12 protein-coding genes are annotated in these 13,773 nt (G+C 58.9%); 10 read left to right on the forward strand and 2 right to left on the reverse strand.

Features of this window, described 5'->3' with window-relative positions; all coding sequences use genetic code 11:
* Positions 1 to 275: 275 nt before the first annotated feature.
* The 3 genes from AC6CH8_RS16485 to AC6CH8_RS16495 are packed head-to-tail and all read left to right on the forward strand — an operon-like array spanning position 276 to position 4,106.
* Positions 276 to 1,322 (forward strand): homoserine dehydrogenase, encoded by a 1,047-nt coding sequence (locus AC6CH8_RS16485; RefSeq protein ID WP_498191520.1) that lies wholly within the window; start codon positions 276 to 278, stop codon positions 1,320 to 1,322.
* Complete coding sequence (locus AC6CH8_RS16490; protein ID WP_498191521.1) at positions 1,315 to 2,730, forward strand: aldehyde dehydrogenase family protein; 1,416 nt, start codon at positions 1,315 to 1,317, stop codon at positions 2,728 to 2,730. Before AC6CH8_RS16485 ends, AC6CH8_RS16490 begins: the two co-directional genes overlap by 8 nt.
* Entirely contained in the window at positions 2,727 to 4,106 is a 1,380-nt protein-coding gene (locus tag AC6CH8_RS16495; protein ID WP_498191522.1) for an aspartate ammonia-lyase, read from the forward strand. Before AC6CH8_RS16490 ends, AC6CH8_RS16495 begins: the two co-directional genes overlap by 4 nt.
* Before the next feature lie 101 nt (positions 4,107 to 4,207).
* On the opposite strand, the gene AC6CH8_RS16500 is transcribed toward AC6CH8_RS16495, so the two are convergent.
* Positions 4,208 to 4,648, reverse strand: a complete 441-nt coding sequence (locus AC6CH8_RS16500; RefSeq protein ID WP_498191523.1) for an Lrp/AsnC family transcriptional regulator — start codon at positions 4,646 to 4,648, stop codon at positions 4,208 to 4,210.
* A gap of 424 nt (positions 4,649 to 5,072) precedes the next feature.
* Between AC6CH8_RS16500 and solA the strand changes: the two genes are divergently transcribed.
* The 6 genes from solA (at position 5,073) to AC6CH8_RS16530 (ending at position 11,303) form a co-directional block, all read left to right on the forward strand.
* Complete coding sequence (gene solA / locus AC6CH8_RS16505) at positions 5,073 to 6,257, forward strand: N-methyl-L-tryptophan oxidase (RefSeq protein ID WP_498191524.1); 1,185 nt, start codon at positions 5,073 to 5,075, stop codon at positions 6,255 to 6,257.
* A 55-nt stretch (positions 6,258 to 6,312) separates the two neighbouring features.
* On the forward strand, positions 6,313 to 7,278 hold the full coding sequence (locus AC6CH8_RS16510; RefSeq protein WP_498191525.1) for a M14 family metallopeptidase: 966 nt from the start codon (positions 6,313 to 6,315) through the stop codon (positions 7,276 to 7,278).
* 287 nt (positions 7,279 to 7,565) lie between these two features.
* A complete protein-coding gene (locus AC6CH8_RS16515; protein WP_498191526.1) occupies positions 7,566 to 8,261 on the forward strand; it encodes a GntR family transcriptional regulator in 696 nt (231 codons plus the stop codon).
* A gap of 210 nt (positions 8,262 to 8,471) precedes the next feature.
* On the forward strand, positions 8,472 to 8,672 hold the full coding sequence (locus AC6CH8_RS16520; protein WP_498191527.1) for a hypothetical protein: 201 nt from the start codon (positions 8,472 to 8,474) through the stop codon (positions 8,670 to 8,672).
* Between the two features lie 268 nt (positions 8,673 to 8,940).
* Positions 8,941 to 10,182, forward strand: a complete 1,242-nt coding sequence (locus AC6CH8_RS16525) for an FAD-dependent oxidoreductase (RefSeq protein WP_498191528.1) — start codon at positions 8,941 to 8,943, stop codon at positions 10,180 to 10,182.
* Between the two features lie 386 nt (positions 10,183 to 10,568).
* A complete protein-coding gene (locus AC6CH8_RS16530) occupies positions 10,569 to 11,303 on the forward strand; it encodes an SDR family NAD(P)-dependent oxidoreductase (RefSeq protein WP_498191529.1) in 735 nt (244 codons plus the stop codon).
* 919 nt (positions 11,304 to 12,222) lie between these two features.
* On the opposite strand, the gene AC6CH8_RS16535 is transcribed toward AC6CH8_RS16530, so the two are convergent.
* On the reverse strand, positions 12,223 to 13,470 hold the full coding sequence (locus AC6CH8_RS16535; RefSeq protein WP_498191530.1) for an AlbA family DNA-binding domain-containing protein: 1,248 nt from the start codon (positions 13,468 to 13,470) through the stop codon (positions 12,223 to 12,225).
* A 17-nt stretch (positions 13,471 to 13,487) separates the two neighbouring features.
* Here AC6CH8_RS16535 and AC6CH8_RS16540 point away from each other — a divergent pair, with 17 nt between their 5' ends.
* Entirely contained in the window at positions 13,488 to 13,637 is a 150-nt protein-coding gene (locus AC6CH8_RS16540; protein WP_498191531.1) for a hypothetical protein, read from the forward strand.
* Positions 13,638 to 13,773 lie beyond the last annotated feature (136 nt).

Here is a 13,773-nt window from a genome sequence, read left to right on the forward strand (position 1 = left end):
TCTAGAACCAATGCCTACGGCGTCCTCTTCAGACGTGGCCCCTGTGGACCAGAGTTCCTCCACGCCATTGTCCAACCACGCTACGCCGCATTGGTTTCGCATGCTATAGCACCTCGCGCCCGTGTGGTGGCTCCAATGCTGCGAGCATTTGGTCCACAGGATCCACTTTTTTGGTCCTTTCGTCATAGCCAACGAGCGATGCGTTCATAGCTGGCTGACACCCTGCGGACAGAAGCTGTAAGTACAAAGCTTTCTATAGCCACAGAGGAGATCAAGTGACGACGTATAACCTGGCCCTGATCGGTTTCGGCGGCGTGAATCGGGCCCTGGCCACGCTCATTCGCGACGAGCCACACCGCTTCGCAGCTCTTGGATTCGAACTTCGCGTAGTTTCCATTACAGACCTTGCATTCGGTTCACTGGTGCAAGAGGAAGGCATCGATCTGGCGACAGTACTCGCCATGCCGCGAGGAGCCACGTTCGAAGGACGCCGCGGCGGATCTTCCGAACCGCGTAACGAAGAAGTAATCAAGAACAGCCCCGCTGACATTATCGTCGAGGCAACCTTCACAAGCCCCGTGGACGGAGAGCCGGCCGTATCGCACGTACGTTGGGCCCTTGCTGCGGGCAAGCACGTCGTGACCACAAACAAGGGACCAGTCGCTCTTCACGGCCAGGAACTGAATGCTCTGGCCAAGGAAAGTAACGCCAGCTTCGAGTACGAAGGATCGGTGATGAGCGGCACTCCTGTGCTGCGCCTGGCACAGAAAATGTTCGAGGGACTTGAGCTCAAGGGAGTCCAAGGCATCCTTAACGGAACCAGCAACTACGTCCTGGGCCGGATGGAAGCAGGATTGCGCTTGGAAGAAGCCATCGCAGAGGCCCAGGAACGTGGTTATGCCGAAGCGGACCCGACTGCAGACATCGGCGGATCCGACGTACGGCTCAAAGTTGCCATCCTGGCAAATGAACTTCTCGGCGCCAGCCTGCATCCCGATGAAGTCGAGACCACAGGGATCCAGGAAATTTCCAGCGATCAGGTCGCACAGGCACTGGCAAACGGTCAGCGCTGGAAACTCATCGGCGAAGCCATCCGCGGAACAGACGGCAAGATCAGGGCAAGTGTGCGACCAGCCACCCTCACCGCGGACCACCCTCTTGCCGGCATTTCTGGAGCGACCAACGCGGTTTCATTCGAAACCGACCTCCTCGGCGCCGTCACCGTCTCCGGCCCCGGAGCGGGCCGGACGGAAACCGCGTATGCCTTGGTTTCCGACATTGCCGCAGTAGACGCGTTCATCAAGGGAGGCGTCCATGTCTGAAACGACCATGGTCCGTATCGAGTCCGCTGAATCTCTTGATGAATTGGCCGTCTACAACAAGTACGACGGAACAGTTCTGGAGCATCTCCCCCAATCAACGAAGGAAGACGTTGAGCGGGAGCTGAAGCGCGCAGCCGCCGCGACCGTAGCAGCCGCCGCCATGCCACGGCATGAGCGGGCCCAAATTTTGGACACCGCGGCCGATTTGCTCAAGCAGCGCGCGGACAAGGCCGCGGACCTTATCGTCTTTGAAGCCGGCAAGACCATTCGGCAGGCCCGCAAGGAGGTCTCGCGAGCAGTTAACACCCTCAAGCTCTCTGCAGCCGAGTCGCGCCGCAATGCGGGTGAAGTTGTGCCTTTCGATTCGTTTGCCGGCTCTGAGAACCGGCTGGGCTGGTTTAGCCGGGAGCCTCTGGGTCTTATAGCCGCGATAACTCCTTACAACGATCCCTTGAACTTGGTCGCCCATAAACTTGGGCCGGCGATCGCAGGCGGGAACACCGTCATTCTGAAGCCCTCCCAGCTGACACCCCTTTCGGCGATGTTCCTGGTGGACCTGCTTGTGGAAGCCGGACTCCCGGATGACTTTATCGTCGTCGTGCTTGGAGACCGCACGGTCGGGCAGGCCATCATCGAGTCCAAACTGGTCAGAATGGTCTCCTTCACGGGCGGATTCGCCACGGGAAGTGCCATTGCCGCTAGCGCTGGCATTAAGCGCCTCTCCATGGAGCTCGGCGGGAACGCACCTGTCATTGTGTATGACGACGCCGATCTGCCCACCGCAGTTGAGGCAAGCGTTTCGGGTTCTTTCTGGGCGGCTGGACAGAACTGCATCGGTGCGCAGCGGATCCTGGTGCACCGCACGATTTTTGACGCCTTCCTGGAATCTTTTGTGTCCCAAACAAAGGCATTGGCGGCTGGTGATCCGTCGAAGGAAAGCACCGATGTAGGGCCGATGATCAGCCGGGCAGCGGCTGAAGAAGCCAAACGGAAGATCGACCAGGCAGTCGAGGCAGGAGCACGTCTGCTTACCGGTGGCGCCCTGACCGGCTCAGTCCTGACACCGGCCGTACTGACCGGGGTTTCCCGCTCTTGCGAGGCCTGGAGGGAGGAGCTGTTTGCCCCGGTGGTCCTGATCGAACCCTTCGACACGCAGGACGAGGCGATTCGCTTGGCTAACGACAGCGAGTACGCACTGCAGGCAGGCGTATTCACCAAGGACCTCGCACGGGCAATGGAAACAGCCAAGGCCATTGATGCTGGCGGTGTCATGATCAATGACTCGTCGGATTATCGCCATGATGCCATGCCGTTCGGTGGTTCAAAGTACGGAAGCATGGGCCGCGAAGGGGTCAGGTTCGCCTATGAGGAGATGACACAGCCCAAAGTCATCGCCATCGCATCATGACCACAGGTGTTCGCATCGAAAGGGATAGCCTTGGCGCCCTTGCCGTGCCGGCGTCCGCGCTCTGGGGCGTCCACACTGAGCGCGCGATCTTGAACTTCCCCATCAGCGGGATACATCTGGGAAAGCATCGCCACTTGGTCCGTGCCCTTGCGTACGTCAAGAAGGCGGCTGCTTTGACTAATACGGAACTGGGACTGATCCCCGACGACGTCGGGCAGGCCGTTGCCTCTGCTTGCGATGTCGTGGCGACTGGCGACGTTGATGACGCATTCAGAGTCGACGTCATTCAGGGTGGAGCCGGAACTTCCACCAACATGAACGCCAATGAAGTGATTGCGAATCTGGCACTACAAACAATGGGCCACCCGTTGGGAAGTTATGACGTGGTCGATCCCATTGCACACGTCAACAAGTGCCAGTCAACCAACGACGTCTACCCCACAGCGGTGCGCCTGGCGCTCGTGTTTGCCTTGAATGAACTGCTCGACCGCCTTGGAAAGCTGTCCAATGCCTTCGCAGAGCGTGGGAAGGCGTTCGGTTCAATCCCGAAGATCGGGCGCACACAACTGCAGGACGCTGTCCCCATGACGCTTGGGCAAGAGTTCAAGGCCTTTTCCGTGACGATCAATGAGGACCGGCGACTGTTGCGGGGGGCGGCCGTATTGCTGACCGAGTGCAGTCTCGGTGCCACGGCCATCGGGACCGGCATCACTGCAGATTCTGGATACATTGAGCGCATCGTCGAAAATCTTTCGGCTGTTTCCGGAGTCTCACTTTCCAAGCCTGAAGATCTGATTGAAGCGACCTGGGACACCGGGGCCTTCATGACATTTTCTGGTGCACTGAAACGGACCGCCATCAAGCTGTCGAAGATCTGCAACGATCTTCGCCTTCTCTCGAGCGGGCCACAAACGGGTCTTGCCGAGATCAAACTTCCTGCTCGTCAGGCCGGCTCGTCGATCATGCCTGGAAAGGTCAACCCTGTCATCCCAGAGGTTGTGAACCAGATTGCATACTTCGTTGCGGGAGCGGATACAACTGTCACGATGGCCGCAGAGAACGGCCAGCTCCAGCTAAACGCATTCGAACCCGCCATTGCCCATGCTCTGCTGGAGTCAATGTCCTGGCTTTCCAACGGATGCGATGTTCTCACGGAACTGTGCGTATGCGGGATCGAAGCCAATGAGGAACTGCTCAGAACCCGGGCCCGTGCGTCCACCGCGCAGGCAACCGCGTTGCTGCCGATCCTGGGTTACAACCTGGCGGCTGAGATAGCTCACAGGGCATTGGGCTCAGGTCAAAGTGTTGTGGAGATTGCACTCGGTGATGGATGGCTTAGTCAAGAACAGGTCGATTCGCTGATCCAGACGCCATAGGGCGTCAGCGCTGAGTTGATGCTGGTGGGCTGTCTCCGGGACGAGCAGCCCACCAGCTCGGTCGCCTTCGCCCTGAATCAGACCAGGGCAGAGGGTTCCGGCTACCTGTCGATGGCCGTTGAAAGAGAAAGGGCAGTTGTTATGTCCTTCACTCCGGGAAATTCCGAGACGCGGGACCAAATCTCACGGATCCGGGCTACATCTGACGCTTCAACCCTGACAACAATGTCCAGTTCCCCACTAACAACGTCACAGACAACCACTTCGGGAATTGCGCGCAGACCCGCAATCACATCACTGCCCCGCACTCGGTCACGACGCTGGATGAAGAGGAACGCGCTGACCTTAGAGGGTCCGTCGATCGCGGGTTCCCGGATTGTATAGCCGCGAATGTAACCATCCCGCTCCAATCGTTCAATCCGTTGCCGGACGGCGTTGCGGGAGAGGAGGACACGTTCGCCCAGTTGGGCAAGACTGATTCGAGCATTGATGCGGAGCTCGGTGAGGATGCGAGCATCGATCTCGTCATTGCTCTTTGACATGATCGTTCCTATCGGGGGTTTTTGCTGGTCGGCCGCCGGCTGTTGCCGGCGTGACACTGGCTTGACGAGGTTGATGACGGTGCTCTTGGGCACGGGCGTCTCGTAGACGGCACGCCCGACACCCTCACGGCCCAACGCCGGAATTCTTGTATCCCCGAAAGGCATCGAATCGATGGGTCATCACCTTGATACAACCGTTACCCCCGCTTCCTTAGCCGACGGTACAGTGCTAGATTAAGGTTAGCTTCTGTCCGACAATAATGACAGACAATGTTTACCCTCTGATACGGATCGGCGGCGAACCTCAAGGCTGAACGCGTCCGGGGCGCGCGTCCCATACGTAGAACAAACCTGCGAAGCGTTTGCCGACTTCCATCAGGGTCTGTACCAAGCCCAACCTCTTCACTGAAAACAAGGTAAGAACATGACAGCACTTGAAACGGACGTCGCAATCGTTGGAGTCGGCTCTGTAGGGAGCATGGCAAGTTGGCAGCTTGCCTCCCGCGGCCTGCGGGTCATCGGAATCGACCGCTTTTCGATCCCGGGCCCCTTCTCCGCCTACGCCGGCGAATCGCGGGTTTTCCGTAAGGTGTATGCGGAGGGCGGCCATTACACGCCCATCCTGCAGAGGTCGCAGGATCTCTGGCGCGAGCTGGAGGCAATTAGCGGGACTCAATTGCTCGACACCACAGGCGCTGTCACGATCTTCGACGAACACAACCCGCGGTTGGCTTCGCTTATTGCGGCAGGCAAAGAGCATGGCCTCGACTACGAACTTCTCCGGGGTGATGAGGCCAGGGCAAAGTATCCCGATCATGTGATCAGGGACAACGATGTTGCGATCTTTGACCCCGAGGGAGGCTACCTGAAGTCAGAGAAAGCTGTGACCGCCGCCCTGGTTGAGGCCAAACGGCTTGGCGCGCAGTTCCTGGGAAACCGGAAAGCACACACCGTTGAGACCTATGGTGACCGATACATCGTTAGAACCGATCAGGAAGAAATCATCGCCTCCCGGGTGATCCTCTCGCAGGGTACCGGCGCTGGTGCGGTGTGCAAGGAACTCGGCGTTCACCTTTCGGTTCTGCCGCAGGTCCTGACCTGGTTCCCGGCTGTGGATCCATCCGTATTCTGCAGGGAAGGCCTGCCGGTCTTCCTCCGGAGGGCTGAGGAAGACGAGCGCTCGGACAAGGTTCGCCTTTACGGGTTCCCGAGCGCAGATGGTTGGACTGTGAAGGTAGCGGGGAGCGTCTATATGGACGAAGTGGAGTCCATGGAGAAGCCTCTTTCGTGGGACCCTGAGTACTTGGAACCCATCCTTAAATGGGTCCGGGAATTCCTTCCTGGACTGATTCCGGACCCGGTTCGGGTTGCCCTCTGCGCAGACGGTTACACACCAGACGAGACCGGATTGTTGGGAACCGTGCCCGGAATGGACGGCGTTGTAACTGCGGTCGGCTTCTCCGGCCACGGCTTCAAGATGGCCTCTGCCCTGGGTGCTATTGCCGCTGACCTTGTTCTGGACGGAACAACTGCCACCGACGTCAGTTTCATGAACCCCGCAAGGTTCCTTGGACCAGACTCCAAGTTCACGTCATTGCCACTGAGCTGAAGTAGTTACGGAGATCCAGATGAATCGTCCACGTGAGCCATTCAGGGTGGGGTCCTTGGTTGCTGAACCAGGGACGCGGTCATCGGGCTACTGTTCGGTCGAGATCGATGAAGAGGTCCTTAAACTTCCCATCGTCATCGTTCATGGAGAACGCCCCGGGCCGATTCTTGCTGTCACCGCGGGAGTCCATGGCGGTGAATACGTTTCCATGGTGGCGTTACGGGACTTTGTTTTCGATCTGGATCCCACGGCCATTCAAGGAACCGTGATCGCTTCGCTACAGTCCAGTCCTCTTGCCTTCTTCAAGAGAACCGCGTTCGTCAACCCAATGGATGGAGAGAATCTCAACCGCGCTTTTCCCGGCGATCCAGACGGTGGACCTACTAGGCGGCTTGCCTACTGGCTGTGGTCAAACATTATCTCCCGCAGTAATTACTACGTAGATTGTCACAGCGGCGACATCCCCGAAATCCTGGACAACTATGCGTGTGTCAGCAACGTTGGAACGCCAGATGTAAACGACGCATCACTTAGAATGGCGAGCCAATTCGATGTTCCGAGGGTTGTATTGGTGGACACCGAGGGAACTTCCACCACAGAAGCGTCACGTGCCGGAATCCCTTCTGTCCTCATCGAAGTCGGAGGGGAAGGCAAGTGGTCCCCATCGGAAGTGGCGGTTCAGCGGGAGGGCCTTGATCGACTAGTAAAGATCTCTGGTCTGTTGGACGAGGACAGCGAGGCGAGAACTCCGCTGCCTCAGTTCACGAGCCAAGGCGTAATGTGCGAAAGCTCGGGATCATGGTTCGGCCACGTACTGCCAGGTTCGCCCGTCGAAGCCGGCGGCTTACTTGGCTTGGTCCAGGATCCCTTTGGAGCCGTGCTTCAGGAGGCGCGGTCGCCCGTTTCGGGAATACTCATTTACGGGATCTCAAGCCTGGCGGTGAACTCTGGTGACCTCATCGCTTCCATCGCAACGCCCGTGAACGTCGCAGAGCCACATGGAAATAAGGACGCTCCATGAACCCATTACAGTATGCGTCCCGGGATCGGCGCGACGAACCGACGTCGCCGCTCGGGATGCATACTGGCGTCCCTCATTACGACCAAGACGCCTGGAGGATCGGAAACACCGTAAAGTCGTTGAAGCTCTTGCCCCACCATCAACCTGTCAGCCTGTCAGCCTGTATAGATGGTGGCATGCGGGAGCAGACGGAATGAAGCCGCCGAAACAACTGGTGTAATTAAGGTTTGCAGACCGCGGTTGTAATGCCTCGTGTCCGTATCGCGAACAGGCTAGGAGCATCGACAATGACCGAAGAACTGCCAACAGGAACAGGTTCCCGCACGGCGCAGAAGAAACCCTCCCGGGTTGATATGGTAGCTACCGCCCTTCGGAACGAGATCCTGCTTGGCTCACGGTACCCGAGGGAAAGACTCGGCGAACTTGACCTGGCAGAGCAACACAAAGTCTCCAGGGGTACTATTCGTGAGGCGCTTCAGCGTCTGGCGGCCATGGGATTTGTCCTTGGGGAACCGCACAGAGGCTATTCAGTGCGAGAGTTCAGCCACGAGGACGTCGTGGGACTTGGCGAAGTGTTCGCCATGATTGAGTTGCAAGCTGTTCGGAGCATTAATTTTCCTGTCAGCCCGGAGACTGTGCAAACCATGCGTGAAGCCGCTGAGCAGATGAGTGAACTCGACCTGTTGCGCGATTTTGACAGGTTTTGGGAACTGGATCGCACCTTTCATGGCTCGCTGATTGCTGAGTGCAAGCACCCTTGGCTGATAGACACATGGCGGAGGCAGCAACCATTTCTGAATGTGATTACAGTCCCGACAATCCTGCGCCCCGGCGTTAAGTACCCGGGAGAAGTGGCTACCGAACGGCATCTTAAACTTCTCGATGCCGTGGTCGGTGGCGATCCCGAAATTCTTCAGCGGGCGATAGAAGACCACTACCATCAGCACGACGAGGCAGAGGTATCCCCCGGCGCCCTATTGTGACCAGATGCGCTCGGCGTTCCTAAAGGGCCCGAGCACGGCCGACACGGCGCCGGTGTGCGTTCGCCGGTAACGGAAGCAAGGAAGCTCGTCACACTGGGCGAGGGTGGAACGCCCCTTACTCACGCGCAAAAGCTGTCCGAGTTTACCCAGTCCCCTCGGTACCTCAACCTGGATGTAATAGACAGCACGGGTTACTGCATGGACCGTGGCATGATCATGACCGCAGCGCCCGAGGCTGGCGCCCGGGCCGTGATCTGCGCCTCGACGGGCGACACCTCGGCCCCGGCCACCGTCTACGCTACGGCTGTGGTTGGCGCTTCGTGTCGAAGACGGCATGCCGTCCAGGACGCCGACATCGCCGCCGTCCGCATTTTCCAACACGTCTTAGGCGCCCCACGTTTTCCTGGCTGATGCCGGACTGTGCAGACCGCGGCTGCCACACATCCCGGACTTACCTTCTGGTCTGAGAAGACTTGGCAGAGAAACCGTTCCGAGCCGCAAGCTCGAAAGCAACAAGAGCGGCAGTCCAGAGCTCACGAAAATTGCCTGTCGGACAATCTTGTCGAACGAGCCTTGGATTGAGTAGCATTACCAGAGACGCTCTAGCACCCGGGATATCTCGGGCACCGATCAATCGCTAGCGATTGAAAGCAGCGAGGGTAAGCCCGGGTGCTGCGACTTGGATCAACAACAGCACTGGTATGACACCGACACCCTCGTGTCGGGCGATGCTTGCCCTCGGCCATATGGGCCTGAAATACCAAGAAGGAATCTTATGCACACGGAGTTCGACGTTGCCGTTATCGGCTTGGGCGCCATGGGGAGCATGGCACTATGGCAGCTCGCGGAGGACGGCCTGAACGTCGTTGGGTTCGAGCAGTTTGGAATTGGCCACGATCGTGGAGCTGTTGGTGGCGAGACCCGGCTGTTCAGGCGGATGCAGACTAGCCGCCCGGAATATACTCCGGTGATTGAGCTGGCTCGCACCCGCTGGGAGACGCTGCAGGAGTTCTCGGACATCCAAATCCTGACCGAAACCGGTGGGCTTATGATCGGTCGTCCTGAGGATTCGAGGATGGTTGCCGCTAAGGTCGCGGCGAAACAAGCCGGTCTGGAGATCGAATATCTCAGCCGATCGGAAATGCAAAACCGCTTTCCGGAACACCGGCTGGACTCCGACGAGATCGGGATGTTTGACGCCACCCAGGGCTTTATTCGTTGCGAACAGGCCGTGCTGACCGCAGTCACGCGGGCAAATGCCTTGGGAGCCCAGGTCCACGACTATTCAAAGGTCAGGATTCACCACGCCTCGCCGGAAGGCGTGGTATTGACCGACGGCGAAAACGAATGGACTGCCAAAAAGGTCATCGTGACCACCGGTTCATGGTCCGGGGAGCATCTCAACCCGGAGCTTCGCAACAAGAGCCGAGCCGGCCGCATCAAACTCACTTGGTTCAGCCCGCTGCCCGGGCATGATTTCAGCGCGGAAAAGTTTCCCGTCTTTCAGCGCTTGGTCGCCGATGGGACTTTGTATGGCGCGCCAAGCCTGGACGGCGGCGGGTCCGTGAAAATTGCTCCCGGAGGAGCGCCCACTGAGATGACCGGGCCAGATGACTACTTCCGTGGCCAGACGGTGGAGGAAATCCAATACATGGAAAGGTACGTGGCCCACTACTTTCCAGGACTCAACAAGAGTCCGATACGGGCCGGTGCCTGGGCAGACTTCTACGTGGATGACTCGATCCCGTTCCTGGGATTCCTGCCGGGCAGCGAAAACATTCTTCTGGCCAACGGGTTTGCAGGATTCGGCTTCAAAATGTGCCCCGGCATCGGACGAATCGCAGCCGACATGGTCCAAGGGAACAATGACAGCAAATTTGAATTTATGGCCCCTACACGCTCGATCGGCAAGGCGCGATAACTATGCATAGCGCCTGAATTCCTACAAGGCCGTCCCGACAGCTCCGCCGGCTACGCAAGCAAGTAGACGGCTTCCCCGGGAGCAGTAGCCTCGATCGCGGACTGCTTCCCGGTGAGCAGTGCGCAGCCAAGGCAGCCGAGCAATCGGCTACCACGCGACACGCTACGCAACCGTCCGGCCAAGAGATGAGACCAGAGGCTTGGCCCGCCATCTGTCGTAATGTGCCCACCCGGCATCGTTGCGGTGATTACCAATTCGGTCGACCAGGCCTGCGTTATGGCGAGTAGCCAGGGACACGAAGGTACTCCACGGCTGGTCCGTCGAAGACGGAAGTCAGCGTCCGATCAGCTTCCGAGCAAGAGACTCTTCCCAAAGGAGTAACGAATATGAGACTTGATAAAGTCACGGCCCTGGTGACCGGCGCCAACAGTGGAATCGGGCAGGCGGTGTGTTCCCAGTTCCGCAACGAGGGAGGCCGCCTGCTGCTCACCGGGCGCAAGGAGCAGATCGACAGCGCCGAGCCCGGAGACCTCTACGTTCCCGGGGACCTGAACAACGAGGCCTTCGTCGAGCGCCTCGCCCGCGAAGCCGCCGAGACCTACGGCACCGTTGACGTCGTCGTCCTCAACCACGGACTGCAAGTCAGCGGCCCACTGACCGAGATGTCCTATGAGGACGCGAAGAACACGCTCCACAGCAACCTCTTGAGCTCATTCCTGGTGATGAAGCACTTCGCGCCGCTCATGCCCGCCGCCGGCGGCTCGTTCGTCCTCGTCAGCTCCCGCCTCGGCATGGTCGGCAAGCCCGAGGAAGTCCTGTACTCCGCCGCCAAGGGCGGGCTGATCATGCTTGCCAAGGGTGCAGCGATCGAGTGGGCTGAGCGGAACATCCGTGTGAACGTCGTCGCCCCGGGACTGACCGCCACCCCGATCATTGAAGCTTCCTTCCAGCGCAGGGAAGACCCCGAGGCCTACCGCCGCCAGCGCGAGGGGCAGATCCCGCTCCAGCGCCTCGCCACACCGGAAGAGGTCGCAGACGCCGTTCTCTTCATGGCGTCGTCGGAGTCCTCCTACATCACCGGGGCGGTCCTGCCCGTCGACGGCGGATACACCGCCTTCTGACGAAGCTCACCTTCAGCCCCCGGCTGTGAAATGACATCCGGAGGCTAGTTGCGTATTCGTCATCATAAAGCGAGGCAATCCCGGCAAACGCGCTGGCAATTCCCCTCCTCAACCCACCAATCGAATGCATTCACGCATACTCAGTTAAGGAGATAGCCCCGGGGGTCTATGTGAGGGGTATGTTTTCGCTCATAAGCGAGGAGGAAAGATCCCTGCTAAATCAGCACAAACAGCCCAGTCCCACTGCGATCACCACATGTTCACTAACTGCCGAGTTCCGACAGCACACGCCGGCCAAACTCGCCGTCGAGGGTGAAGGAAAGCGTTGGTGGTGCATCCGCGTAGGTTCCCGGAACTGGATGCTCGTCCCTGGTTCGCGGCCGCTCGGATTTCGGTGGTGGTCACAGGAGGCTCACAGGCAGAGCGCGCCGACGCCGTTACCTCCGGTTTTCCACATAGACCAAGACGCTTCTACCAGCAGCCGTTGGCCGATGCTGCACTGGAGGCATGCTCAGCTATGAAGACATCATTCTCCTCGGAGAGGAACGGGTTCTCGTCATCCAGGAGCACAAGGAAGGCCGCTGCTGGTGCGGCCGACTACAGGACACTTCTGGCAGCGGACCTCTTCCGGGACCAAATCCTCGTACAGAGTGAAGACCTGGTTAAGATCGAAGACTTCTGGAATGGCATAGCCCAAGCCACCCCACGGCCCACTGACGATCTGCTTCTGGTCGCCTCATCATCGTTCCATGCCCCTGCAGTATTCGCGGGACACATCCTCACGTGCGATGACCCTAGAACCTGGCAGGACATTCATAAGGTTCTCGCGCCCGCGCGCCCAGTTGCCTTGCACTTTCGACGGCATCAAAAACGGTCTTGGCGTCCTATTGAACAACAGAAGGACTGCTTCAGAACGTCGTCAGACCTCGTCCTTGAGGTATACGCGACCGATGTTCTTGACTCCGGCCTGGTTCACTACGTCCAAAGCCAAAGCACGGACGACATCGAGCGCCTCGGAGTCCGGTACTGTCCCAGCAAGGATCCCGGTAACTGGATGGAATCTATGAATGGGCGCTAGGCGATCCCGACTCGTCATGTGCCCCGACGTGTCAAAGGTCCGGATGTAGAGTCCACCCGAGTCCGGAGACCTCATCGTAAGGATGACTTCGAAGTCACCAGTAATGTCCAGTCTTGCCGCTACGCTCCTCGCGAGGTGGACGATATGGGCCGGCAGGAACTGCGCGTCCATCACGTGCACATCAGCCGATGGTGCGAAGTCGGGAATGTGGTCAATAGGAAAGCCGGCGTACGCCAGTGCAACGCTGCCATCATCGTGAACGTCGACCACGCTCCACTCTTTGTCTGTATCCGGGTAAGTCGATCGCCACTTCCTATATCCGGGCTTCGGCATCAAGCTGATGGCCTCCATACCAGAGCTCTCCTTCAAGAAAGGATTTGTGCTCATCAGATCGGCCAGCACGTCCCGCGCCTCGTATTCGGTGATCCTGCCGGCATAGGCGGGCCGGGGATTCACCGGCCGAGCTGCGGCTGCAAGCCACACTCGGTCACTCTCATCAACCCCAACGAGAGTCTGATCCACCAAATCAGACAGCGTCCGCTCGTGGTTACGGCGGTCTTCAAATCGAGCCCGATAGGCCTGCTCGATGTCTCGCTCGCTCAGGTAAACCGTTTGCGCGCCATAGCGCCGCGGAGCCCTGATGAAGTCGCCTTTCATCACAAAGTGCGGCGCTTCGAAACTTGCCGGGACCTGCAAAACGATCACCCGCGAGCCCTCACCTTCGCCGTCCAGCAGGGCCGTGAATTCAATCCCATGGACCGGCGGTTGGATCATCGAGTAGGCCCAACTCCTGAGCTTTCGCTCGATGGCGTCAGTCCAGTCCTCAACGGGGACGATCCTCGCAGCGGCGCTAGTTTCGCGATTTTCCGCCATCCCGAACACGATCATGCCCCCGCCACCGTTGACCATCGCAGCAATATCCTTGGCGAACTCTTCAGGTCCTTTGGGGTCCCGGCTGTCGGGAAGCTTTTCCTTCCAGTCCAGGTCCCCCTTCTCAGTGACTTGTTGACCGATGGCATCTTGAATCATCGAGTAGGTGAGCGCAGACGGCTCAAGACCGAGGGCCCGGTGCAAGGGGGTGAAGACCATCCTGCATTCTTACATCCATGCCAGCCGTTGGGCCATCGGTGGCGTCGTTCAGCGTCGAGCATGGTGATCGAGACGCTTTCGGCCGGTTCCACGTCCTCGGCGACATCCGGCACCGTAAGCAGGGGCTCGGGCAGCAATTCCCCGACGTACTCTTCCCGCCGTCGTGACAGCGTGTAGTGCCACGAGTTGTTGAACCCACTGACCACCTGCGACGCCAGGACCGAACCTTCCTTGCTTGCTTGTGGCTCTGCCAAATCCTTATCTGCCTGGCCAGCGCAGCTGACTCCCCCAGCCGAAGATGCG

It is taken from the genome of Paenarthrobacter sp. GQ52 (genome assembly GCF_059759005.1).

Excerpts from the sequence above, each read along its gene's own strand:
- AC6CH8_RS16490 (WP_498191521.1), top strand. The coding sequence starts at position 1,315 with ATGTCTGAAACGACCATGGTCCGTATCGAGTCCGCTGAATCTCTTGAT.
- AC6CH8_RS16495 (WP_498191522.1), top strand. The coding sequence starts at position 2,727 with ATGACCACAGGTGTTCGCATCGAAAGGGATAGCCTTGGCGCCCTTGCC.
- AC6CH8_RS16500 (WP_498191523.1), bottom strand. The coding sequence starts at position 4,648 with ATGTCAAAGAGCAATGACGAGATCGATGCTCGCATCCTCACCGAGCTC.
- solA (WP_498191524.1), top strand. The coding sequence starts at position 5,073 with ATGACAGCACTTGAAACGGACGTCGCAATCGTTGGAGTCGGCTCTGTA.
- AC6CH8_RS16515 (WP_498191526.1), top strand. The coding sequence starts at position 7,566 with ATGACCGAAGAACTGCCAACAGGAACAGGTTCCCGCACGGCGCAGAAG.
- AC6CH8_RS16520 (WP_498191527.1), top strand. The coding sequence starts at position 8,472 with ATGATCATGACCGCAGCGCCCGAGGCTGGCGCCCGGGCCGTGATCTGC.
- AC6CH8_RS16530 (WP_498191529.1), top strand. The coding sequence starts at position 10,569 with ATGAGACTTGATAAAGTCACGGCCCTGGTGACCGGCGCCAACAGTGGA.
- AC6CH8_RS16535 (WP_498191530.1), bottom strand. The coding sequence starts at position 13,470 with ATGGTCTTCACCCCCTTGCACCGGGCCCTCGGTCTTGAGCCGTCTGCG.
- AC6CH8_RS16540 (WP_498191531.1), top strand. The coding sequence starts at position 13,488 with ATGCCAGCCGTTGGGCCATCGGTGGCGTCGTTCAGCGTCGAGCATGGT.